16 protein-coding genes and 1 pseudogene are annotated in these 23,013 nt (G+C 64.0%); 12 read left to right on the forward strand and 5 right to left on the reverse strand.

Annotated features, from left to right (window positions below):
* The first annotated feature begins 479 nt into the window (after positions 1–479).
* From V5E97_RS04595 to V5E97_RS04620, 6 genes are all read left to right on the forward strand, one after another.
* On the forward strand, positions 480–1,598 hold the full coding sequence (locus V5E97_RS04595; RefSeq protein WP_406698109.1) for a hypothetical protein: 1,119 nt from the start codon (positions 480–482) through the stop codon (positions 1,596–1,598).
* Between the two features lie 500 nt (positions 1,599–2,098).
* A complete protein-coding gene (locus V5E97_RS04600) occupies positions 2,099–3,376 on the forward strand; it encodes a hypothetical protein (RefSeq protein ID WP_406698112.1) in 1,278 nt (425 codons plus the stop codon).
* 161 nt (positions 3,377–3,537) lie between these two features.
* The gene (locus tag V5E97_RS04605) at positions 3,538–4,485 is read left to right on the forward strand and encodes a DUF1559 family PulG-like putative transporter (RefSeq protein WP_406698113.1); all 948 of its coding nucleotides are present in this window, start codon (positions 3,538–3,540) and stop codon (positions 4,483–4,485) included.
* Between the two features lie 150 nt (positions 4,486–4,635).
* A complete protein-coding gene (locus tag V5E97_RS04610) occupies positions 4,636–4,890 on the forward strand; it encodes an oxidoreductase (protein ID WP_406698114.1) in 255 nt (84 codons plus the stop codon).
* Positions 4,887–6,812: a redoxin domain-containing protein gene (locus V5E97_RS04615; RefSeq protein WP_406698115.1), complete on the forward strand. Its 1,926-nt coding sequence runs from the start codon at positions 4,887–4,889 to the stop codon at positions 6,810–6,812. Before V5E97_RS04610 ends, V5E97_RS04615 begins: the two co-directional genes overlap by 4 nt.
* A gap of 76 nt (positions 6,813–6,888) precedes the next feature.
* Complete coding sequence (locus tag V5E97_RS04620; protein WP_406698116.1) at positions 6,889–8,292, forward strand: DUF1501 domain-containing protein; 1,404 nt, start codon at positions 6,889–6,891, stop codon at positions 8,290–8,292.
* A 12-nt stretch (positions 8,293–8,304) separates the two neighbouring features.
* Here V5E97_RS04620 and V5E97_RS04625 read toward each other — a convergent pair whose 3' ends face one another.
* Positions 8,305–9,714 (reverse strand): carbohydrate porin, encoded by a 1,410-nt coding sequence (locus V5E97_RS04625; RefSeq protein ID WP_406698117.1) that lies wholly within the window; start codon positions 9,712–9,714, stop codon positions 8,305–8,307.
* Between the two features lie 691 nt (positions 9,715–10,405).
* Between V5E97_RS04625 and V5E97_RS04630 the strand changes: the two genes are divergently transcribed.
* From V5E97_RS04630 to V5E97_RS04655, 6 genes and pseudogenes are all read left to right on the forward strand, one after another.
* A complete protein-coding gene (locus V5E97_RS04630) occupies positions 10,406–11,707 on the forward strand; it encodes an agmatinase family protein (protein ID WP_406698118.1) in 1,302 nt (433 codons plus the stop codon).
* A gap of 11 nt (positions 11,708–11,718) precedes the next feature.
* The gene (locus V5E97_RS04635) at positions 11,719–13,536 is read left to right on the forward strand and encodes a hypothetical protein (RefSeq protein WP_406698119.1); all 1,818 of its coding nucleotides are present in this window, start codon (positions 11,719–11,721) and stop codon (positions 13,534–13,536) included.
* Between the two features lie 800 nt (positions 13,537–14,336).
* A complete protein-coding gene (locus tag V5E97_RS04640) occupies positions 14,337–14,822 on the forward strand; it encodes a carboxymuconolactone decarboxylase family protein (RefSeq protein WP_406698120.1) in 486 nt (161 codons plus the stop codon).
* A complete protein-coding gene (locus V5E97_RS04645; protein WP_406698121.1) occupies positions 14,815–15,258 on the forward strand; it encodes a cupin domain-containing protein in 444 nt (147 codons plus the stop codon). Before V5E97_RS04640 ends, V5E97_RS04645 begins: the two co-directional genes overlap by 8 nt.
* A gap of 223 nt (positions 15,259–15,481) precedes the next feature.
* On the forward strand, positions 15,482–16,885 hold the full coding sequence (locus V5E97_RS04650; RefSeq protein WP_406701125.1) for a 3' terminal RNA ribose 2'-O-methyltransferase Hen1: 1,404 nt from the start codon (positions 15,482–15,484) through the stop codon (positions 16,883–16,885).
* A 172-nt stretch (positions 16,886–17,057) separates the two neighbouring features.
* A pseudogene (locus V5E97_RS04655) lies at positions 17,058–19,663 on the forward strand (polynucleotide kinase-phosphatase).
* Between the two features lie 37 nt (positions 19,664–19,700).
* On the opposite strand, the gene V5E97_RS04660 reads toward V5E97_RS04655, so the two are convergent.
* From V5E97_RS04660 to V5E97_RS04675, 4 genes are all read right to left on the reverse strand, one after another.
* Positions 19,701–20,360, reverse strand: a complete 660-nt coding sequence (locus V5E97_RS04660) for a DJ-1/PfpI family protein (protein WP_406701126.1) — start codon at positions 20,358–20,360, stop codon at positions 19,701–19,703.
* A 190-nt stretch (positions 20,361–20,550) separates the two neighbouring features.
* Complete coding sequence (locus V5E97_RS04665) at positions 20,551–21,630, reverse strand: GlxA family transcriptional regulator (protein WP_406698122.1); 1,080 nt, start codon at positions 21,628–21,630, stop codon at positions 20,551–20,553.
* A gap of 313 nt (positions 21,631–21,943) precedes the next feature.
* The gene (locus tag V5E97_RS04670; protein WP_406698123.1) at positions 21,944–22,264 is read right to left on the reverse strand and encodes a DMT family transporter; all 321 of its coding nucleotides are present in this window, start codon (positions 22,262–22,264) and stop codon (positions 21,944–21,946) included.
* A gap of 139 nt (positions 22,265–22,403) precedes the next feature.
* Positions 22,404–22,916, reverse strand: coding sequence for a DinB family protein (locus tag V5E97_RS04675; RefSeq protein WP_406698124.1), 513 nt, complete (start codon positions 22,914–22,916; stop codon positions 22,404–22,406).
* Positions 22,917–23,013: the final 97 nt, after the last annotated feature.

Here is a 23,013-nt window from a genome sequence, read left to right on the forward strand (position 1 = left end):
GCCGGCCGAGCAGGGTGCTCTGTCGGCAAGCTCCGCAGGTTTGTCGGATGGGCACGACCCCTCAACACAGAAACGTCAATCGAATCACGAAACTGTTCAAGTGATTCGTCTCCAGCACGTCACGCCATCGCCTATCAATCAAGGCACGCACATTCCTCGTGCCCGACTTCGCAAGGTTTTCAAGGTGAGATTCTGATCTCATAAAACGGACGATCTATCGCTTGAATTAGTGGAGAGAAGAACATAGAGACTTGCCAAATCACACTTCGGATCCTATCAATTAATACAGAGAGTTTTTAGGCCGGCGCGATCGCACGCACAGCCGGCCTAGCCCGGCCCGGCGCTCTCTGCCGCGGCGTAGCGGCCAGCCCTGGTGGTCGACGGATCGACCCATGGGGCCCGCGACGATCTTGAGCCACCCGTCCCGGTGCGGTGGCTGGCGTGTCCCCTCCCTCCACTCCCATGGAAGGACGAATCCCATGGTTCTGCTTCCGCCGACCTCGAATGCTCGCAGCCAACGTCCCACCGCGACTTACCGCTCCCCTTGGCTCTCGGCCTTGTCCGCCATCGCCCTGGTCGCCACCTCGTGCGCCAGCGTCAGGGCGGCCGGGCCGGACACTGAACCCGTGACTCTCGTGGTCGTGGAACGTTCGATCGTCCAGGATCAAGGGGGGTGGCAAGTCGACTACCGACTGCGCCACGAAGGGCCGACCGAAATCATCGCGACCCCGGCCGAGATCCAGGCCAAGGTGGAAGGATGGGTGTCGAACTCACGGATCGCCAGTCACGCCGTGCCAAGGATGTCGTCCCTCTCGGTCTTGGGCCAATCGGGCTGGTCGGGCAGTTGCGACGTGATCGCGTCGGCCGATGAGGATCAACACTGTCGCGAACGGCTCGTCGTGCAGATCTGGGCAAACGATGAGCCGGACACTCCTCCGATCACGGCCGCGAAGCCTTCGGCGGGGTCCCCCGAGCGTCCCCTCTTGAGCCTCGCCCCCGGCGCGGTCATGCGCGTCCGACTCCGGTTCGAGCACCTGCACGCCCTTTACGGGGACTACGATCCGTTGCTCAGCCAGCGCACGGTCGAACTCCATCTGGGGTCGGCGGTCCTCCGCGACCTCTTACCGATGGAACGCGAGCAATATCTCGCCCTGCCGAAATCGACCTGGCCCGCCCCTCCTGAGGACCGGCTCGACACCCGTCACTTCATCTCGAGTCCAGACAGCCTGCACCTGGAAGCGCACGTCGCCGGCAACGAACACTTCAAGTTCGCCGAACGCCCGGTCCGCTACGCCACCAAGATGCGGCTCAAATTCTGGTACCTGATCGCCTCCGGCACCGATGGCGGCTGTCGCCTCAGAATGAGGCAGTACAAAGAAACCCCCACGTACAAGATCCTCTACGAGGCCGCCCATGAAGAGCGATTGACCCGGGTCGGCCGCTGGACCAAATTCGAGCGAATCTTCCACACCGACCGCGAGGCCACCTCACTGGCTGTCGAGTTCCAGATCAGTGACCCCAACGACACCCGGATCGGCGAAGTCTGGATCGACGAGGTCAGCCTCGAACCCGTCCTCGCGGGTCCGGCCGGACCGTGAATACGCACGAGTAAGCGTTCTCCCTGCAACGCAGCCCGGCCGGATGGAATTCAACCCCGGCGGACCGCCTCGTTGGGCACCAACCAGGCGGCCATCCACCGGCCGGGCCACCCCTCTCTTTCTCTCCCTCAACTCCTACTCGCCCCCTCCTTCAAAAAAATTCTTGACGCCACGGTAGCCGACCGTTACTGTCTGCTATCGATGGCATTGAAACTCAATGTCAACAAGCCTTACCTGGGATCTTGTCCGCCTTGATTTGGCAGAAACCACCGTCAGCCCCAGGGACAGGTCCCTCGACGATTGATTTGCTTCTCCCCCCACAACGCGGGACGTGAAGTCCCTTGAACCGAGAGTGTCCGCGCTTTCCGAGATCGCCTGGTCGATCGCGCTTCACCGACGCAAGGGCAAGGGCTCTGGTCCAGCCTCTGTCCGACGTCCGTGACATGGCCCCGGCGACAGTAACGCGGACAACCGCTCAAACCCCTGAGGACCCGTCGATCATGGCCATAGCCGAATCTGAGGTGAGTTCCAAGACTCAGGCCGCCGCGCGAGCACGAGCGCGGACCCGCTTCAACCAGTCGATGAAGTTGGTTCGACGAGCCCACCTTTACGCAGGCTTGTTCATGACCCCATGGGTCTTTCTGTATGGCGTGACGGGGATGCTGTTCAACCACCCGCAAGTGTTCTCGGACATCGAGCAAAAGAATCGTTCGATCACTCCGGCCGACCTTGCGGGTACACCGCTAGCCACGTTCCCCAGGCCTGGAGTGTTGGCCAGCCAGGTCGTCGCCGCGATCAATGCCGCGGATGAATCGGGGAAGGCGCCTCGCTATCGCGTGGTGAATCCGGACGAAGCCAGCTTCGCCCGCGAGTACATTACGTCGATCCCGGGGGGAGAGACCGACCATCTTGTGCGCCTGGACCTGGCGAACGGGGTCGGGACGGTTCGCACCACCCCGAGCCGCAAGGATGCCGAACGCGAGACGCAACCGCCGTTCGCCCGCCGGCCAGTCCGACTCGAATCGCCGCCGATGGAGGCGGTTACGAAGTCCGTGAGCATGCTCCTGACCCGGTTCGGGCTCCCTCAGACTCCGCAGGTTCCCAACCCGTCGGGCGAACCGCGAGAACGGGCAGGGGAAGGGCGTCAAAGAACCGAACGACCTGAAGCGGGCGGCAGCGGCCGACGCGGTGAGGGGGATCCGTCCGGCCGACCGGCGCCGGACGCCTCAAGCCCCGCCACTCCCGGCACGGAACGACGAGCAGGGGGCCGCCCCGAGCGCAATCGAGGCGAGGAAGCGACTGGCAAACAAGAAACGCAGGCCACCGCCGCAACGCCCAGTGGTCCAGGCGGCCCCGCCGGGGGACGCGGAGGACGCGGTGGAATTGGTCGCGGGGCCGCGCCGGCGGGTCCCGACCTGAATTTCCAAATGGAAGGCGAAGGCAAAGTCTGGCAGGTGGGCTACAACATCCAGACCGGGACACTCACCGGACGCCCCGAAGATGCCCCCCGGACTGGTGAATCGCTCTCCAACCGCCGGTTCCTCTTGCGTCTGCACACGGCACACGGATACCCCGCTCAGTTGAACTCCCGGTGGATCTGGGCCGTGGCGGTCGACGTGATGTTCGTCTGCATGGTCGGCTGGGGCATCACCGGCCTGTTGATGTGGTGGCAGATGAAGAATGTGCGCCGAGTGGGCACAGTCATTCTCGTCCTCAGCGCCATCGTCTCCGTGGCGGTTGCCATCGGCATGCACAGCATGATGGTCGCTGGCTCCTGAGCCAGTGAACCGCCCCGCTTAATCACACACGACCGTTCTTCGCGTTCCGTTCTTCCGGAACGCGGGCCGGCCCCTCTACGCCCTCATAGATTTGCGATCTGCATTCGCAACGAACGACCGAGTGAACCCGCTTTCCTCAAAAGAAGAAGGAACACAGTCCAATGCATGCCCCCCGCAGACGTGGCTTCACCTTGATCGAGCTTCTCGTGGTGATCGCGATCATCGCGGTGCTCATCGCCCTGCTCCTACCTGCCGTGCAGTCGGCCCGCGAGGCGGCCCGCCGCGCTCAATGCGTCAACAACATCAAGCAAATGGCCCTCGCCATGCACAACTATCATGACACGAATGGCTGCTTTCCTTTTGCCTTGATCCAGGCGAACGACAAGTATTCTTGCTACACCGGGATCTTGCCTTTCCTGGAGCAGGCCCCGCTGTTCGCCGCCTATAACACGAATGTGGGCCCACGGCATGGGGCCAACACAACGACCTCGAGCACCAAGGTCCAGGCCTATCTTTGCCCTTCGATGACGCTGCCGTACGCGAAGCCCGACGTCGCGAACAACGACTATCTGGCCCCCACGAGCTATGCCACCTCCAACGGCGACGTCTACGCCAACCTCTACAGCGGGCGGCACCTCTACGGTGAGCCCAAGGGGGTGATCATCGGCGCCTCGACGACGAACAGCGGAGACACCGCCAGCCCGCTCGCCACGGTGGCTTGCCCGCCGATCAGCGTGGGTTCGATCAAAGACGGCTCCTCGAACACGGTCTTCATTGGCGAGCAAGACTACGCCTTGAAGAACGATTTCTTCGGGTCCACCACCACCCGAGCCGGACAACTCCGGGGCGGTCAGGGCGTCTGGGCTCACGGCTACCCGCGCGGGCTCAATTTCTCGACCTGGGGCAAGTTCAACCTGCACACGGTCAACGACGACGTGACGAGTGAGGAGAACGGCATCTATTCGTTCCGAAGCCAGCATCCCGGCGGTGTGAACTTCGCCTTCTCGGACGGCTCGATCCGGTTCCTCAAAGAGTCCGTCTCCAAGTCGATCTACCGCGCCCTCTCGACCCGGGCCGGCGGTGAAGTGGTGTCGGCCGATAGCTATTGATCTGATTCTCCCAAGCCGAAAGGGGGGGCACACGACCTCCCCCTTTTGGCTTTGAGGTCACTCCGGACGTGCTTCCAGAGGCCACGGGCCTCATCCGCCCCTGGCCTCCGGAATTCCTGAAAATTCTCACCTTCAGTGACGTTTTCCAAAATGCATCGACACTTCAACACCGCCGCCAAGCTCGTTCTCTCCCTGGTCACGATTGGCTTTGTGGGATGTGGCAACCCGCGCGACGATTCGATTGTTTACAAGAAGCTCACTCCCGAAGAGTTCGCCAAGCTGCCCCCCGAAGAGCAGGAGACGCCCGAAGTCCAGGAGAACATGGGAGCGGCCTGGAAAGATCCGAACCGACCTGAAGGGGCGACGAACCCGAAGGGGCCGGGCCGCCCGAGGAAGTCGCGGTGAGCCTGCGCCGACTGACGGTTTGTGGCCTGCTTGCCCTCACGGCCGGAGCCTTGGTGGCCTGGTGGGCAAATCCGCCGGCCGACCTGGAGGAGATCCAGGTCACGGAGCCCCCTTTTTTGAAAGAGGCCGCCGTCAGACGCTCGCTCGACGGCGAAAAGCTGGATTTCCTGGCCCCCGTCTCGGGCGTCGCGGTCGTTCTCTTCTATTCCAGAGAATGTCCGATCCCCGCCGAGTCGTTGGCGACCCTCTCCCGACTGGCAACCGACTTTCCCGCCAACCGCCTCTTTCTGGCGGGGGTCTGCGTCGATCCCGACGCCGACCGAAAGACCATCGAAGCCTCCAATCAAAAGCAGCAACTTCCGCTATCGACCATCGCTCACGACCAGGACGGCAGCCTGGTTCGCCTGTTCGGAGTGAAGCTCGTTCCGGAAGTTTTCGTGCTCGACGAAGAGGGGCGGCTGCGTTACCGAGGCCGGATCGACGGCCCATCCCCTGCGTCAGGAGATCAGAAGCCTGGCATGGCCTCCTCAGGCTTGCTCGGTGCAGTCGAGGCCATTCTCTCCGATCGGCCGGTACCGGAACCGGAGCTCAAGGCGGTGGGATGTCCTCTGCCCGAATGGCCCCTCGCTCAAGCAAACACAACGATAACGACGTATCATCGTGATGTCGCTCCCATCCTTCGACGCAGTTGCCAACCTTGCCATCAGCCGGGTCAGTCCGGCCCGTTTTCTCTCATCACTTACACGCAAGCGGCGAAACGAGCCGATGACCTCGCGGCGGTCACCGAGCAGCGGTTGATGCCTCCCTGGAAACCGGTGCCTGGGCTCGGCCCCCCTCTCAAGCACGACCGAACGTTGCTGGCCTCGGAAATCAAAACGCTCCAAGCCTGGGCGGCCGCAGGCGCCCCTGAGGGCCAGCCCGACCTCGAAACACCCCCCGTGAGCGTCCCCCCCCAGGAATGGGCCCTGGGCACGCCCGAGCTGGTTGTGGAAATGGACCAGCCGTTTCAGATTCCGGCGAGCGGTGACGACTTGTACCGCTGTTTCGTCATGCCTACGGCGCTTCCGAAGGATCGATTTCTGACGGCGATCGAGGTCAAACCAGGAAACCCGCGCGTGGTCCACCACACGTTCGGATACGTCGATACCCGAGGGCTGGGCCGCCAGCGTGACGCCGACGACCCGATGCCCGGCTACCCTTGCTTTTCGGGCTTCACGGGCGATCAGATATTCGGACTCCTCGGCGGCTGGACTCCTGGCAACGACGTCCATCCCTTCGGCGCGGGGATCGGCCTGGAACTGCCGAGGAACGCCGATGTCGTGATGCAGGTTCACTACCATCCGAGCGGCAAGCCCGAGACCGACCGCACTCGACTCGGCCTCTACCTCTCAAAAACGCCGGTTCGCCAGGCCCTCGAATGGGTCTCGGCCTGCCCGGACGTCGGCAAATTCCGGCTCCCGGCCGATGATCCCGAGATCCAGGTCGTCGCCAACCTGAACGTCCCGATCCCCGTCGCGCTCCACGCGATGACCCCGCACATGCATTGGCTCGGGAGGCGGTTCCGCGCGACCGTTCTCCTTCCCGGAGGCCGAATTCAGCCGTTGATCGCCATCGACGACTGGGACTTCAACCGCCAGGACACGTATTACCTTCGCGAGCCGCTCTCGATCCCGGCCGGCTCGATCATTCAAATCGAAGGCTTATACGACAACTCCTCCAGGAATCCCCACAACCCGAATCACCCACCGGAGGATGTCCGCTGGGGGGAAGCCACCACCGATGACATGCTGATCCTCTTTCTCGCCCTCACGCAGGACGGCCAGGACCTGACCCGCCCCGGAGCCCGCAACACGTTCATGGAAGAATTCTTCCAAGGCAAACCGCCGGCCGTGACGTCGCGGGAAAGCCCTTCGGCCCATTGACCGCGGAATCGGTTCGAGCTCATGGCCCGCGCGCGGGTTGTCGGATATCCTGAGCAGGAAAAGGAGACCCGACGCCATGACGCCCCGCACGCCTGATCTCTTGAACTGGAGCCGTAGACGGGTCCTCACGACAGGCGTCCTGCCGTTCCTGGGACTCAACCTGCCGCAACTCTTCGCTGCCGAGGGAGCCCGTCGGGCCCCGAAGTCGCCGGCTCGCGAAATGTCTTGCATCTTCATTTTTCAGTACGGCGGCCTGAGCCAGATCGACTCGTGGGATCCCAAGCCCGACGGACCTTCCGAAGTCCGCGGGCCGTACCGACCCATTGCCACGTCGGTCCCTGGATTCCAGGTCGGCGAGCTGATGCCACGCCTGGCGCGGTTGGCGGATAAGTACTGCGTGATCCGCTCGATGAGTCATAACGTCCCCGTTCATGACATCGCCAACCGGATGCTCCTGGCCGGGCAGTCGCTTCCGCCGCTGAATGCCCCTTCGTTCGGCGCGGTCGTGTCGAAGCTACGCCCTTCCGAAGAGGGGGTTCCCTCCCAGGTCTGGCTGCAAAAGTTCAGCGGCGGCTCGATGCCCCCGGAGTCGTCCTATATGTCGGGCGGTCTCCTCGGCATGGCCCACGCCCCGATGTTGGTGGGCGTCCAGCACGATGACAACCCCGCGAACCCAGGCTTCCGGGTCAACGCCTTCGACATGCCCGAAGGCCTCACCCTCGACCGCATCCACAACCGGATGCGACTACTGGATGAGGTGAATACCCCCGCCGCCGCCTCTCCCTCGGCAGGCGAATCCTCGTTTGGCACATTGGCTCGATTCCGCGAGCGTGCCGTCGACCTGGTCGAAGGATCGGCGGCACGCCGCGCCTTCGACATCGACCGGGAAAGTGCCCAGGCCCGCGACCGCTACGGTCGCCACCCGCTCGGCCAGAACCTTCTCATGGCCAGGCGCTTGATTGAGGCGGGCGTGCGGCTCGTGAACGTCGTGGGATGGTGTGGCCTGGCTCCCGGGGAGAAGTTCAACAGCCTCGAGACCTGGGACATGCACGGCAACGGCGGGATCGACATCTTCGGCAACGGCTGGAACGGCCTGGGCTGGGCCTTACCCTGCTGCGATCAGGCGGTCTCGGCCCTGCTCGAAGACCTCGATCAACGCGGGCTGCTCGACACCACGCTCGTGGTCCTTGTAGGCGAGTTCGGCCGCACGGCCAGGATCAGCCGAGGAGCCTCGGCGATCGGCCGCGACCACTGGTCCAACTGCTATTCGGCGATGCTCGCCGGCGCCGGGGTGCGCGGAGGACTCGTCTACGGTCGCTCCGACAAACAGGCCTCCTACGTGATGGACCGCCCCGTTTCCCCCGAGGACTTCGCGGCCACCCTCTTCCACACCTTGGGCATTCCCCCCGAGACACCCATCCATCCCGACGGCTTCTCCGTCCGCGCCAGCACAGGGCAGCCGATCCTCGATCTCTTTTAGCGTGGCACTTAGTTAGAAGTCGATCTTCGCCCTCAGACCGAAAAGGAACGACGACCGGGCGTTGAATTGAGCGGGATCAATCGCCTGGACGTCGGCCGCCAGGGTGAACCAGTTGGTGATCGCCGCGTTATAGTAGAGTTCGAAGCCCTGGTCGTTGCGGACCGGAGAGACCGTCCGGAGTGCATCCCGGAGCACGCGACTGGTCCCCAGGTAGTAATAGCCCACGCCGAACGAGTCCGCGGCGCGGCCGGGCAGCGGGCTGGCGCCGCCGGCCCCGAGGTTGAGGAGCCAGTGGATCGGATTGGTCTGCTCATTGGCGAGGCTCGCGTTCCCGAAGACCCCCCAACCCTTGTTGGGGTTCTCGGCGTTGATCACGATAAACTGATCGAATCCGTAGGTGAGTACGTATTCGCCGTTGCGTCGAAGCGAATTCGTCCCGCGCTGGGGTAGGATGACGTAATCGTCTTCTGTGAGTGGGCTGAACTTACCGGTCGCAAAGGCCATTTCCAAGGTCTGGTGACCGGGCAAGCCGAAGGGCGTCACAGGCAAGCGAAGGCTGGCGAACATGGTCGCGCCATTGCGGAACATTCGGCTCAGGCCACTCGTGTCGGGGCGGCCGCTCGAGTCGAGGACGAGGAAAGTGAAGACCGGGTCGTTTTCCCGGAGGTAGCTGAGGCCCGCACCCGGGGTTGAGTAAGGAATCGTGTGGCCGTAGATCGGGCTGAGGACGAACGCTTCATTCATGAAGCGATTGATACCGTTACCGCCCAGGAACGGGTGGATATTGACGCCGTCGGCGGCGTTGAGCTTGCCGAAGGTGACGACGAAATCGGGCCCCAGGAACTGTTCGACCTGCAAGTTGGTCAGGGCCGAGGCGCTTCCCGTCGGCTTGGGAAACTCCAGCGCGAAGTTCGCGGGGATCAGGGAGCCGGTGTCGCGGTTGACACTCTGCCCGAATCGGCTCTCGCCGTGGAGGTTGAGGAACAGCCCTTCCCACCCAAAGAGCTTCTCGGCTTCGATGGTGCCGAAGTAGTCGAGCTTGAGCCCGTAGGGGAAGGACTGGCGGAGGCCTCCGCGGGTCACCCCCTGGTAGAACTGCGAAAGGTTGGTGCGAAGATCGATCCCCTTCTCGAACAGGGCGTCGCGCGCGCCAAACCAGTTTCCCATGAGGAGAGAGGACGAAGCGGCCGGCGTCGGGCTCTCTGTCGTTTCGGTTGTTGTCGCTGATCTCCCGCCGGGCAGGTCCGAGTAAGGCCAGGCCGTCGGCACCGGCCTCGCACCGGCCGGGAGATTCGCCCCTGGCAGCCCTGGGATGATGACGGCGTTCTGCGCCTGCGCGCGGGTCGATGAGAGGGCGAGGAGGACCAGAACGCCAGGCAGGAGAACGACCCATCCCCACTTGTGGCAGCCAACCCTGATCATTGCAATCCTCGTCGATTCTCGGCGGCCTTTTGATCCGGGCTTGGCCCTCCTCCCAACGCTCATGTCGCGGGCTGACGATGGATGAGCACCCGGTTCGCCCGAGGGCAGCCGTTCCATCGCGCGGTCGCATCGAAATTATCGGCAGAATCGACCCAGCGAACGAACATCCCGAGTCGGAAATCGCGAATTGTGCCGCGGGACGACCGTGAAACCAGCTCGTGCCGGCAGGGGGTTCGGTGGCAGGGATCGGGCGAGAGGCGACGAAATCACCGATGTGAGGCGCTCGCGATACCCCCATCTGAGTTCGGAACTTCTACGCGCTTTCACGGCTGGTCCTTGCGTCGGCACGACTCTTCGCCTAGATTGTCCCCCTATGCGGGTGTCGGAAAGCTTAACCACTTTCCCGATGCAGACTTCACGGTCATCGATCACGGCGTAATCAACACGGGTTTATCCTGTGTCTAAGCGGCCGGTTGCGGTTTTTCTTAAATCCTGATGGGTGGCGGGGCCATACCAACCCATGCCACCCAGGGCCGCATGTAATTCAACGGACATTCACGTCCATCTGCATAGCGCCTTTGCTTGGCTGCGGTCGACCCTCAGAAAGAAAATCAAGGAAAACCGTGACCAACGGCTTAGGTTCCGGCCACCGAACCAGTAACGAGGTTCCTACAGGGGGAGGCGCAGGACCATGAGTGGATTGGATTCGTCGGGCGAGATGAAACGGCGCGATTTCCTGGGAGCGGCCGCGGCCGCGGCGGCCCTGGGGGGCCTGGAGGCGGGCTCGGCCTCGGGGCAGGAAACGAATGCCGGGGCGGACCCCAAGCTCAATGCGGCCCAACTCTACAAGCGGCACGCACCGAATCGCCGCCAACATGATCGCCCGCTCCCCGATCTGAGCCAATACGCCGGCATGCAGGCCCAGAAGGCCGAGGGCACATTGCCCTCGGCCTACCACGAGAAGGAGATGCGTCGGATCAAGGAACTGGGCCTGGAGCCGGCCGATTCGATCCAGGACAAGTCCGACATCAGTTGCTTCCAGCGAGGAAGCTCGCCGCACTGGTCGGGCATCAATACCTTCCTGAAGCTGCCGTACGTCGAGGACGTCCGCAAGGTGGGCGAATATGACGTCGCGTTCGTGGGGGTGCCGTTCGACATCGGCTGTACCTTCCGCTCGGGCACACGGTTCGGGCCCCAGGGGATGCGACGGATCTCGGCGCTGTACCAAAAATACAGCTATGAGCACGGGATCGACCTGAGCGAGACGCTCGCGATGTGCGACGTCGGCGACATCTTCTGCCCGGCCAACATCACCAAAGGGCACGACCAGATCACCAAGGGCATCGCGCACATCCTCTCGCACGGCACGCTGCCGATGATCATGGGCGGCGACCACTCGATCGGCTATCCCATCGCCCGCGCGGTCGCACAATGCGTCGAGGGGAAGGTGGGGATCATCCACCTCGATCGCCACGTGGACACGCAGGAGAAGGACATGGACGAGATCATGCACACATGTCCTTGGTTCCACGCGACCAACATCCCGAATTGCCCGCCGTCGAACCTGGTGCAACTGGGGATCGGAGGCTGGCAGGTGCCCCGCGCCGGCGTGAAGGTGGGGCGGGACCGCGGCACGACGATCCTGACCGTCAACGACATCGAGAAGATCGGGATCGACAAGACCATCGAGATCGCCCTGGAAGTCGCGTGGAAGGGGGCGAGCGCCGTCTACCTGTCGTTCGATATCGACACGCTCGACGCGGGATTCGTCCCCGGGACGGGCTGGCCCGAGCCGGGCGGATTGCTCCCCCGCGAGGCGCTCAAGCTCGTCAACGGAATCGCGAAGGAGGGGATCGTCGCCATGGAGGTCTGCGAGGTCTCGCCGCCGTACGACATCTCGGACGTCACGTCGCTGATGGGCGTCCGGCTCATGATGGACGTGATCGGCACCTTGGCCAAGAATGGCCGCATCGGCGGTCGGCTGAAGCTCTGACCGGGTGAGACGTGACGACAACGGTTTTCATCCTCGCGACCGATCTCTCGCCGGCGGAGGCGGCCTGGGCGTCCACGAAAGCCCAGGCCGCGAGCCTCCGGGCGTTCGCGGAGCGTACCCTCGGCGCGCCCATCCGGGTCGATCTCGCCTGCCTGCCTGGGCGATCGACGGACGACCCGGGTGAGCACCACCTGGGCCGGGTGATCGACCGGCTGGTCGGCGATGAGGCCTCGCTCCTCTTCGTGCTGCCGGTGGCGTTCGACCTGAACATCTGGCAACGGACGATACTGGGCGAGGAGGTGGGGGCCGCGCGACGCCGGCACCTCGGGGTCTCGATCCATCACGATACAGTTGATCCCACGCATCCCCTGCTTGTCGACTGTTTCGCCGGTCAGGTTCTCAAGGCCCTGGAGGATCGGCGGGCCTCGCCCGTGCAGGCCGGGCTCCTGTTAGTCGCCGACGGCCAGGGCGACCCCGGCACCCGAGCCGACTCCTACCGACTGATGCGTCTGCTCTGGGAGCAGACCGGCCTGAGGCTGGGAGAGGTCGGCTTCGTGCGCCATGCGCAGCCGTTCCTCAAGGAGGTCCTGGGACGCTATATGCGCGAGCCGGTCGACTGGCTCCTCCTACCCCAGCGGCAGTGGGACGGCGAGCTCTGCGACTATGCAAGAGTCATGCTCGAAGACCACCAGCGGGAGCACCCCGAGGCGGCGGGCTGGCGTCTGCTCGAACCGCCGGGGGATCACCCGGCGATCCTCGCCTGGCTCGAACAGCGCGTGCTCCGCCTCTGGCAGGAGAAACGGAGCAGCCAGGCGGTCCGGGTCCCTTCCGCCAGGCACCAACCCGAATCGTCCCCGGCGTCGTTGTGGTCCGGCGCAGGCTGGACGCCGACGGGCGAGGCCGTCATCGTGCCGCGGACGGGATGCGTCGCGCGGGCCCGGGACTCCGCCGCGCTCGCCGAAATCCTCGCGCGGGTGCTCCCCCGCGCCGAGCATTATCTGGTGAAAGTCACCTGGCACGGCTACGCCCAAGGGACTTATACGGGGCCGGCCGCGCTGGACCTCCTGCTCAGCGCCCTGCCCGGCCGGGCCGTGCTGCTGGAGGGGCATACCAGCAGCCGGAATCTGGGCGGCGTGGAGATCGACTGGGAGGCCGGCACTGAGCGGCACCGCACCTGGGTCCGGCAGCAAGATGTTGAATTCCTGCGACGGACCGGGCTGGCAGAGGTGATCGCCCGACATGGGGCCCAATACCTGAACGTGACCGAGGCGTGGTGGGACGGCGCATGCTCGCCAGCGGAGGACGTCCGCGCGGCCCTTGGAGACGTCACGCTTCGACATCCCGAGCTTGCGGATTTCGTACCGTCCGCCCTGATGGAGCTTCGCGGCGCGCCGCTGATCAGCCTCGCCCGCTTCAAGGGGCCAACCCGTCTCGGACTCTCGAATCTCTTCGGACTGATCCCCCGCCCCTTGCGGACCGAGTGGCACGGGCCAGACATCACCCACTTCGCGTCGGTCTGCTGCGACCTGGCTCGGATCTATGGCGGCCTCTTCCCCCTCTTCGGGCTCGTGGAGGGCTTCGACTCGGCCGTACGCTGGGACCGCAAGGGGCTGTACCGGAGCCGTTGGGGGAATTACGACCTCGTCCTCACCGACGGGCTCTTCACGCTGAGCGAAGGGCTGATCGGGGCCGACATCCTGGCGAGCCGCCTGCAAGGCCAGGACGTCTCGCGCAGCGGGTTCTATGACGTGGTCAGGGACCGGCTAGGCTGGTCGCAGGGGGAAGCGGAAATGGCCCTTCCTGGCGATCTCCAGGCGAGTCTGATTTAAGCTTCCCCACGGCTACTAAAGGGCGGGGAATCCTTACTAGGCTTTTGAAGCCGGAGGCTGTGGGAGGCAGTCACCGATCCGGCGGGCGTCGGCGGCGGCCAGGACGATCCTGGCCCGCTCGACCGAACGGACCGGTGCGGTGCGGTGCGGTGCGGTGCGGTGCGGTGCGGTGCGGGAGTGGGACAGACGTTCGAGCTCGTGCCGCTCCTCTGGGGTGAGGACACGGAGGTCAGATACCCCACGGCTAAAGCCGGGTGCTTGCAACTAGATTCCCCGAGGGTTTCAGCCTCGGATCAACACCTGCCGCTAAGTCAGGCCATCTGAGAGTGGCCCTATCCCGACCATCGCTGGCCGGGCTGTTTCGCTAAAGATACGGCATCCGTGTCAACCGTTTTCTCCCGCGAGGGAGTGTCTTAAGGCGATGTTGGGATTCTACTGGCACCTGCACGAATGTCAAGAACACGCGGCTCCTCCCTACGGATAAATCCGAGGGTTTCCGCCGCTAGGAGGTTTGATGAATTCGGGCGGGCATGGGGCAGCTCCTCGCGAGTGGCACCCAGACTTAATAGCAAATCACTTGCCGGATGAACCACTTAGCAAACAGAGCGGCTGAGATCCAGAAGACAGGGAGTTGGGGCTCCCTGTCTTCGTCTGATTTCATGGTCAAGTCACTGGCTGATCCCCGGGGCAGGCCGAAATTTTCTTCCTCATGTCACGTCGTCGTTGCGTACCTCGTCCCAGTTCATGAGAGGACAAGCACAGAGACCAGCCGAATGGTCAGGATTCAGGAGTCGAAAACAATGGAACCGCGGTTGAACTACATCAAGTTGGCCCCGGAACCGCTGAAGGCGATGTATAGCTTGGGGGCTTATCTCGCGAGTTGCGGTCTGGAGACGAGTCTGCTGGAACTGGTCAAGATTCGAGTTTCACAAATCAATGGTTGTGCCTTCTGTCTCGACATGCACACGAAAGACGCCCGTGCGGAGGGCGAGACCGAGCAGCGGATCTACCTGCTCAACGCCTGGCGGGAAACCTCGTTTTTCACGGCCAGGGAGCGTGCGGCGTTGTCCTGGGCTGAAGCGGTCACGCAGATCGGCAAGGGTCTTCCAGACTCCCTCCGTGACGAAGTGAACGAGCACTTCACGGAGAAGGAACTGGTGGACTTGACCTGGGCGGTAGTCACCATCAACGGCTGGAACAGGGTCGCCATCAGCTTCGGGGCCGTTCCCGGAAGCTACCAACCCGCCAAGCGGCAACCTCAACCTACGGGAGCGAATCATGCTTAAGCTCGCCCTGGCAACCGTCGTCGGCGCGGCCCTTGGGGCCGGTGGACTCTCCCTCGCTCTGGCCAACCACGCCGAGCACGGCCAAGGGAAGGTGACACCGCTCTCCCAGCGTGACGTGGTTGAAACCGTCGACGGGAAGGCTGCCCGCGTGTCCGTGGTCGAGGTCACCTATGAACCGGGTGAGGCCAGCCAGCCCCACCGCCATGCCGGCCCGACGTTCGGATATGTCCTGGAAGGGGAATTCGAACATGGCCTTGAGGAAGAGCCCGCGAAGATTCTCAAGGCGGGTGAAACCTTCTACGAGCCCACCGGAATCCTCCATCGGGTCTCGCGAAACCCCAACGCCAAAACCCGGACCCGGGTCTTGGCCGTGATCCTCCACCCTCGAGACGTGAAGCAAATCACCGTCCCCGCCACCCACACAAAAGAGGAGTGAACCCGGAAATCCACCGGCTGGGCCAGGGGCGGCCGGTTACGTCCTCGCGAACCAGAGTTAGGGTCGGGGTGTCACTCGCACAAAAGAGACTGCGCTCGGGCATTTTCAGACGTCCTCCGCACGGGGATACTCAGAGAAGATGCCGACCAGCGCGGAGGATGACTCCTCCGAGGCGAGCGCAGGTCGCCCCATTGCCCTGGCTCGGTCGAGCAAGGACGTCTCAATGCTACTGACCATCACGACGACGCAAGCGCCCGCCACCGACCTCGGCTACCTGCTTCAGAAACACCCCAACCGCTTCCAGAGCTATGACCTCAGCTTCGGCCAGGCTCACGTCTTCTATAAAGAGGCCGACGACCTGCGTTGTTCGGCCTGCCTGCTCCTGGATGTGGACACGGTGGGGGTGGTCCGGGGCAAGGGGGCAGGGGAGGGCCTACTCTCTCAATACGTCAATGACCGCCCCTATGCGGCCTCATCGTTTCTGAGTGTCGCCCTCTCGCAGGTTTTCCGCTCCGCGCTCCAGGGACGCTGCAACGAGCGGCCCGAACTGGCGATCACCCCGATCCCGCTTTCAGCCCGGCTCGACATACTCCCCGTGCGCGGCGGCGAGCCATTTTTGAGGGCCGTTTTCGAGCCGCTGGGCTACGTCGTCGAGACCGAGCGACACCCACTCGACGAGCGGTTTCCCGAGTGGGGCGAAAGCCCTTATTACTCGGTGACCGTCTCGAAGACGAGCACACTCAGCGACCTGCTGACCCATCTATACGTTCTTGTCCCCGTTTTCGACAATCAAAAGCATTACTTCGTCGGCGACGACGAACTCGAAAAACTGCTCGAAAAGGGAAAGGGGTGGCTGAGCGCCCACCCGGAGCGCGAGGAGATCACCAAGCGTTACTTGAAGTTTCGCCCGAGTCTCTTCCGGGAAGCGTTGGCCCGCCTCGTTGTGGAAGAGGAGCCGCTCGAGGCGGTGGGCGAAGGCGACGAACGGCCGGCCGAGAAGGCCGAGGAGGCCCTGGAGCGCCCCCTCAGCCTGAACGAACAGCGCCATGGCACGGTCCTGGCGGCCTTGCGAGCCAGCGGTGCCCGGAAGGTGCTCGACCTCGGCTGCGGCGAGGGCAAGCTGCTCCGTGCCCTCCTCAAGGACAGTCAGTTCGCGGAAATCGTCGGCCTGGACGTCTCGATTCGCTCGCTCGAAATCGCGCAGGACCGTTTGAAGCTCGACCGGCTTCCCACCAATCAGGAAGGGCGAATCAAGCTGATCCACGGCTCGCTGATGTACCGCGATCGCCGGCTGGAGGGCTTCGACGCCGCCGCCGTGGTCGAGGTGGTCGAGCACCTCGACCCACCCCGGCTCCTCGCCTTCGAGCGCGTTCTGTTCGAATTCGCCAGGCCCCGGACGGTCGTCCTCACCACGCCGAACCGGGAATACAACGTGACCTGGGAAAACGTCGGCACCGAACGCCTCAGACACACGGACCACCGCTTCGAGTGGACGCGAGCGGAGTTCCAAGACTGGGCCCAAGGGATCGCCACGCGATTCGGCTACTCGGTCCGGTTCCTCCCCGTCGGACCCGAAGACGAAACGCTCGGCCCGCCGACGCAGATGGCCGTGTTCGATCGCGCCTAAATCCACTTATGTTCGCAAGCATACTTTCTTGTAGGGCGGGCACGGCCCACAAGGAGATCGCCTTGGGGGCGCAGGACCTCCCATGGCAAGAAACCTGGTAGGCCATGCCCACCCTACAAAATCACATAATTCCATTACAGCAATAGATTGTTCGACTTCTGGGCAGAAACCAATGACTTTCAAGATCCCTAACCTCAGCCTCGTGCTCCTGATAGGTCCCAGTGGTTCGGGCAAGAGCACCTTTGCTCGCAAACATTTCTTGCCGACCGAGATTCTCTCGTCCGACGCCTGCCGCGGGATGGTCAGCGATGACGAGAACGATCAAGCCGCCAGCGCGGAGGCCTTCGAGGTGCTCCGGTTCATCGCCGGCAAGCGGCTGGCCCGCGGCAAATTGACGGTCATCGATGCCACCAACGTCCAGGCCGAGGCCCGCAAGCCACTCATTGCGCTGGCGAGGCAGTATCACTGCCTTCCCGTGGCCCTCGTGCTCGACCTCCCGGAGAAGGTCTGCCACCAACGGAACCAGTCGCGGCCCGACCGGGACTTCGGTCCCCACGTCGTCCGCAACCAGACGACGCAGCTCCGCCGATCGCTCCGAGGTCTGCGTAAAGAGGGTTTCCGCAACGTCTTCGTCATGGAGACCCCGGCCATGGCCGAGGCGGCGACCATCGAGCGGGTGCCGCTCTGGAACGACAAACGTGACGAGCACGGACCGTTCGACATCATCGGTGACGTCCACGGATGCTGTGATGAGCTGGAATCGATCCTCGAGCAACTGGGCTACGCCGTCTCGGCCTACGCCCCTGGCGCCCCGGCGCTCGCGAGCGGGCCGGTCTATGCCCACCCTGAGGGCCGTAAGGCGATCTTCCTCGGCGACCTCGTCGATCGGGGCCCGCGCGTACTCGACGTCCTCCGGCTGGTGCGGAACATGGTCGTTCACGGCTCCGCGCTCTGCGTTCCCGGCAACCACGACGTCAAGCTCGTCAGGAAGCTCCTGGGTAAGAACGTTCAGATCAAGCATGGGTTGGCCGAGACGCTGGCCGAGATCGATGCGCTCGACAGCGAGTGCCGAGACTCGGTCGCGAAGGACGTCGCCGGGTTCCTCGACAGCCTGGTGAGCCACTACGTCCTCGACGGCGGCCGGCTGGTCGTCGCCCACGCCGGAATGCGCGAGGAGTTGCAAGGGCGAGGCTCGGGCAGGGTGCGCGAATTCGCCCTCTACGGCGAAACGACCGGCGAGACCGACGAGTTCGGCCTCCCGATCCGCTACGACTGGGCCAGGGAATACCGAGGCGAGGCCCAGGTCGTCTATGGACATACGCCGATCCCTGCACCCGAGTGGCTCAATCGGACCGTCAACATTGATACCGGCTGCGTCTTCGGTGGCAAGCTCACCGCCCTGCGTTATCCGGAAGGCGAATTCGTCTCGGTCCCCGCCGCAAGAACGTACTGCGTGCCCACGCGCCCGTTCTTGCCCGCCGAGGCCCAGGCCCCAGCCCTCTCGGCGCAGCAGTCGCAAGATCAAGTGCTCGACGCCGAGGACGTGCTTGGCAAGCGGATCGTCCCGACTCGACTCAGGGGCAATGTCACGATCCGAGAAGAGAACGCCGTGGCGGCCCTGGAGGTGATGAGCCGGTTCGCCGCCGACCCGAGGTGGCTGATCTATTTGCCCCCCACCATGTCGCCTTGCGAGACCAGCCGTGAGCCCGGCTTGCTGGAGCATCCCGCCGAGGCCTTCGCCTATTACCGCAGTCAGGGAGCTCCGCAGGTCGTCTGCGAGGAAAAGCACATGGGGTCCCGAGCCGTCGTCATCCTTTGCCGCGACGAGGCGGCCGCTAAGGAACGATTCGGCGTCACCTCGGGCGAGCTCGGAATCGTCACCACCCGCACCGGAAGGCGCTTCTTCAACGACCCCGATCTGGAGCGACGGTTTCTCGACCGGGTCCGATCGAGCCTCGACGCGACCGACCTCTGGAGCCAGCTCCATACGACCTGGGTCTGCCTCGACTGCGAGTTGATGCCCTGGTCGGCCAAGGCCCAGGAACTCTTGCGAACCCAGTACGCCGCAGTCGGCGCAGCCGGTTCGGCCTCACTCCTTCCGCGGCCGCCGCCCTGGAGCAGGCGGTCAGCCGGCTGGACGGCGAGGAGCGAGAAAAGGTCACTGCGGTCGAAGCCGCCTATCGCCTCCGCGGGCAGGACATCGAACGGTTCGTCACCGCGTATCGGCAGTACTGCTGGACGGTGGAATCGCTGTCGGACTTGAAGCTGGCCCCATTCCACCTGCTCGCCACCGAGGGCCACGTCCACACGGACAAGGATCATCCTTGGCACATAAAAATCTTGGCAGATCTCTGCCAGGCCGACCCCGAGCTCCTACGAGCGACCCCATCCCTGGTCGTGGACGTGACCGACCCGGCAAGTCAGGCGGCCGGGATTACCTGGTGGGAAGAACTCACGGGTCGAGGAGGCGAAGGCATGGTCGTCAAGCCCTTGAACTTCATCCACCGAGGTCCTCGCGGCCTCTCCCAGCCCGCCGTGAAGTGCCGAGGGCGAGAATACTTGCGGATTATCTATGGCCCCGACTACACGACGGAGAAAAACCTGGTGCGGCTCCGCTCGCGCGGCCTGGGCAGGAAGCGGTCGTTAGCCCTGGGCGAGTTCGCCCTCGGCGTTGAAGCCTTGGAGCGGTTCGTCCGCCGCGAGCCGCTCCGCAGGGTTCACGAATGCGTCTTCGGTGTCCTCGCCCTGGAGAGCGAACCGGTGGACCCGCGGTTGTAAGCAGCTCATCCGGCGGGGCAGGGCACCGACTGAGGCCTCAATCCTGGACGACGACTCCCAGCCTCGCCGCGATCCGCCTCGCCGTCTCGAGTCTCGACTTCGTGAGCATACGCATTCCGGCCCGTGCGGAATCCAGGACCTCCGGCGGGGCCGTTGATGGGGTACCGCTGTGGAACGGGGGCTCCGGCGCGTATTCGATGGCGAGTTGAATCTCTTGGGCCGCCCGATCTCCCCTGAGAAGCGCCGCGAGCCTCAAGGCACCGTCGATGCCAGCCGTCACACCCGCCGCGCTCAGATGCTTGCCGTCGAGCACGACACGCTCGTTGACCGGGATCGCGCCGAAATACTTCAAGAGGTCGAACGAGCCCCAATGCGTCGTCCCCCTGACCCCCTTGAGCAGCCCGGCGGCCCCGCAGACCAGCGCCCCGGTGCAGACCGAGAAAACGTACTGCGCCCGGGCCGCCCGATCCCGGATGAAGGACAGGACGGTTTCGTCTTCCATCAACGCCTGCTGCCCCGGTCCACCGGGAACAACGAGCACATCGAGCGGAGGCGCGGCCGCTAACGTTCCTTCTGGGGTCAGGATGAGGCCCTTGATGTCCCGGAAGGGCGTCTTCTCCTTCCAGAGGACATGGACGGTGGCGTTCGGAACTCGGGAAAGCACCTCGAAGGGGCCGGTGAAATCGATCTGATCCATGCTGGGGAAAATGATGATACCGATACTCAGGCCACCATCTCGATTCGGCAAGGGCGAGTCGGGAAGTTCCCCGGTCCCGGCGGCCGGGAGATCCCTGGCGCCTGACAGGCCAAGGACCCCGCCCGCCGCCAGACCATGCTGAAGAAACCCTCTGCGGGTACCCATCGCGTCGCCTCCTGGAGAGTGATGTTTAATCGTCAGCATGACTGTTCCGATGGCTGGACACCGTGCGATGAGCCCGCGACCCGGCAGGGCCGGAATGGAACCGGCTTCGGTAATCACTGGGCGTCACGCCTAGTTCTTTCAGGAACGAGCGTCGCATCGAGTCGGCGTTCCCAAAACCACACTCGCGTGCGATCCGCTCCATTGCCGTTCCGGACTCCTCCAGCCTCCGGCGGGCCGCCTCGACGCGGAGCCGCTCGACGAAGCGGGCGGGCGGTAGTCCCGCCTCGAGACGGAAGACCCGGGCGAAGTTGCGAGGACTCATCCGTGCCCGGGAGGCCAGGCGTTCGACCGAGAGGTCCGCGTCGAGGTGCTCGGCCATCCAGGATTGCAGCTCTCGTAAGGGTTCTCGGTCCGTCGACTGCAAGCGAAGCAAGGAGCTGAATTGCGACTGGCCGCCCGGCCGGTGGACGAACATGACGAGCTTCCGGGCGACCTGAATTGCGACGCCCCGACCAAAGTCCTCCTCGACGAACGACAGGACGAGGTCCATCCCGGCGGTGACCCCGGCGGACGTCGAGACGGCCCCGTCCCGGACAAAGATCGCATCGAAGTCGACGTCAATCCGCGGATAATCGTGGGCAAGCCGCTCGCACGATTGCCAATGTGTGGCGGCTCGATGGCCGTCGAGCAACCCGGCGGCCGCCAAGATGAACGCGCCTGTGCAGACAGAGCTGAGCCGCCTCACGGAGGGCCTGATGCGGCGGAGCCATTCCAGAAATGCAGGATCCTCGGCCACCCCCCAAACCCCCGGCCCCCCCGTGACGATCAGCGTGTCGATTGGACCCTCGAGGCATGAATAAGGGCCGTGGGGGGTCAGACCAACGCCACTGGATGTCTCCACGGACAGGCACTCAACCGTGGAGACGACCTCGATTTCATACCCTCCGGCCTCCGAGCCGCGCGTCGCTAGCTCCGCCGTCGCGGCGTTAAGCACCTCGCACGGGCCTGCCACATCGAGGATGTTCACCCCCGGGAAGACGATCACGATGACCCGCCGGACGGCGTCATGGCTCTCCTGCTCCCTCGACGCCCCCGCCCTTCGCATGAGCACCCCCCGCAGTCTCGAAACGTCCGACGTCCCAATGCTAGCCGGGTTCGGCCCAAGGCCAAATGACATTGTTCCGTCAGATTCTGCCAACCGGGCGAGCAGACACCAGGTTGGAGTGGAGGAAACGCGTAACTCTCGATCGATCGGTGAAGCCGCGCAAATGCCCCTGTAGCGACGACAAGGCGCCGTCGCTACAGGGGCTTACGATTCGGTCTGTTGAGCCCAACTCGAGGGGAGGCTGTGGCCCTGGATCGTTCGATCCGATCGGCGGGCCCTGAGAGGTGTTGTCTGCGATGAGTGGCGGCCTACCTCAGTGAGTCGAGGTAAGCTTGAGGCCCACAACACCGGCAAGGATCAGCACGATGCAGGCCAGACGCCGGAGGTCGGTAGACTCACCGAGGATGAGAATCCCGACCACGACGGTGCCGACAGCGCCGATGCCTGTCCACACCGTATAGGCCGTCCCGAGCGGTAGCGACTTGAGGGCCACCCCGAGCAGGTAGACGCTGGCCAACATGAAGGCCGCGAATCCGAAGGTTGGCCAGGGTTGGGTGAAACCCTTCGTGTACTTCAGGCAGACGGCCCAACCGATTTCGAACAGACCGGCAATGACCAGGACAACCCAAGCCATAGCTTTCTCCTGGAGAGGAGAGCTACGGGGTCGTCCCCGCACGATTCGAGCTTGACGTGGGAACAATCCCAACGAAGCATGGGGTCGTCCCCACACCATGATAATACGCCCGGTGGCAAGGGCCGAGGCCAACGTAGCGTCAGCGCGAGGTCCCGATCGCCTGCGTCTTCTCGTTCGCCCAGAACGCAAAGTCGGTATCGGGGCAATCTACGCCGAGCCGCTTGAGTTTCGAGGCGATCTGGCCGCGGTGATAGGTTGCGTGGTTGACCACGTGACGGAGTACGGCCCAGACTGGCAACTGGAAATCGTTCCCTGCCAGGTTGCGGTACGCCAAGATTGCCGTGAGCCGCTCGGGCGTGAGCGTGGGGAGCAGGCGGTCGAATGCGTCGTGCGCCTTGTCGAAAAGCCGAACGGCGTCATCGAGGGTGGGCAACTCCTGCGAGGTCGGCCGCGAGGTGACGGGCTCTCCATGGAGGCGGCGGAACCAGATATCGGTGGCGCCTGCTACGTGGATCATCGTGTCGCGGACCGAGGACCAGCCGGGGACCGGTTCCTGGCCGTACTGTTCGGGGGAGAGTTGGCGAACCGCGTTGATGAGAAGGGCGGTGGCCCAGCGATTGAATTCGAAAAGCGCAAACAGGTCATCTTGCATCACCAAAAGTCTCCTGCCTATCTCGCCAGGGAGAACCGGGTGGGCTCAATCCAAATCGATCCGATCCTCCGGTGAAACCGAGAAACACCGCTACGAG

The sequence above is a fragment of the Singulisphaera photorubra genome, from assembly GCF_045290345.1.
Classification (GTDB): Bacteria; Planctomycetota; Planctomycetia; order Isosphaerales; family Isosphaeraceae; genus Singulisphaera.

Coding starts and splice junctions, on each gene's coding strand:
- V5E97_RS04640 (WP_406698120.1), top strand. CDS start 14,337: ATGGAACCGCGGTTGAACTACATCAAGTTGGCCCCGGAACCGCTGAAG.
- V5E97_RS04595 (WP_406698109.1), top strand. CDS start 480: ATGGTTCTGCTTCCGCCGACCTCGAATGCTCGCAGCCAACGTCCCACC.
- V5E97_RS04665 (WP_406698122.1), bottom strand. CDS start 21,630: ATGCGAAGGGCGGGGGCGTCGAGGGAGCAGGAGAGCCATGACGCCGTC.
- V5E97_RS04660 (WP_406701126.1), bottom strand. CDS start 20,360: ATGGATCAGATCGATTTCACCGGCCCCTTCGAGGTGCTTTCCCGAGTT.
- V5E97_RS04600 (WP_406698112.1), top strand. CDS start 2,099: ATGGCCATAGCCGAATCTGAGGTGAGTTCCAAGACTCAGGCCGCCGCG.
- V5E97_RS04605 (WP_406698113.1), top strand. CDS start 3,538: ATGCATGCCCCCCGCAGACGTGGCTTCACCTTGATCGAGCTTCTCGTG.
- V5E97_RS04645 (WP_406698121.1), top strand. CDS start 14,815: ATGCTTAAGCTCGCCCTGGCAACCGTCGTCGGCGCGGCCCTTGGGGCC.
- V5E97_RS04630 (WP_406698118.1), top strand. CDS start 10,406: ATGAGTGGATTGGATTCGTCGGGCGAGATGAAACGGCGCGATTTCCTG.
- V5E97_RS04650 (WP_406701125.1), top strand. CDS start 15,482: ATGCTACTGACCATCACGACGACGCAAGCGCCCGCCACCGACCTCGGC.
- V5E97_RS04625 (WP_406698117.1), bottom strand. CDS start 9,714: ATGATCAGGGTTGGCTGCCACAAGTGGGGATGGGTCGTTCTCCTGCCT.
- V5E97_RS04620 (WP_406698116.1), top strand. CDS start 6,889: ATGACGCCCCGCACGCCTGATCTCTTGAACTGGAGCCGTAGACGGGTC.
- V5E97_RS04610 (WP_406698114.1), top strand. CDS start 4,636: ATGCATCGACACTTCAACACCGCCGCCAAGCTCGTTCTCTCCCTGGTC.
- V5E97_RS04670 (WP_406698123.1), bottom strand. CDS start 22,264: ATGGCTTGGGTTGTCCTGGTCATTGCCGGTCTGTTCGAAATCGGTTGG.
- V5E97_RS04675 (WP_406698124.1), bottom strand. CDS start 22,916: ATGCAAGATGACCTGTTTGCGCTTTTCGAATTCAATCGCTGGGCCACC.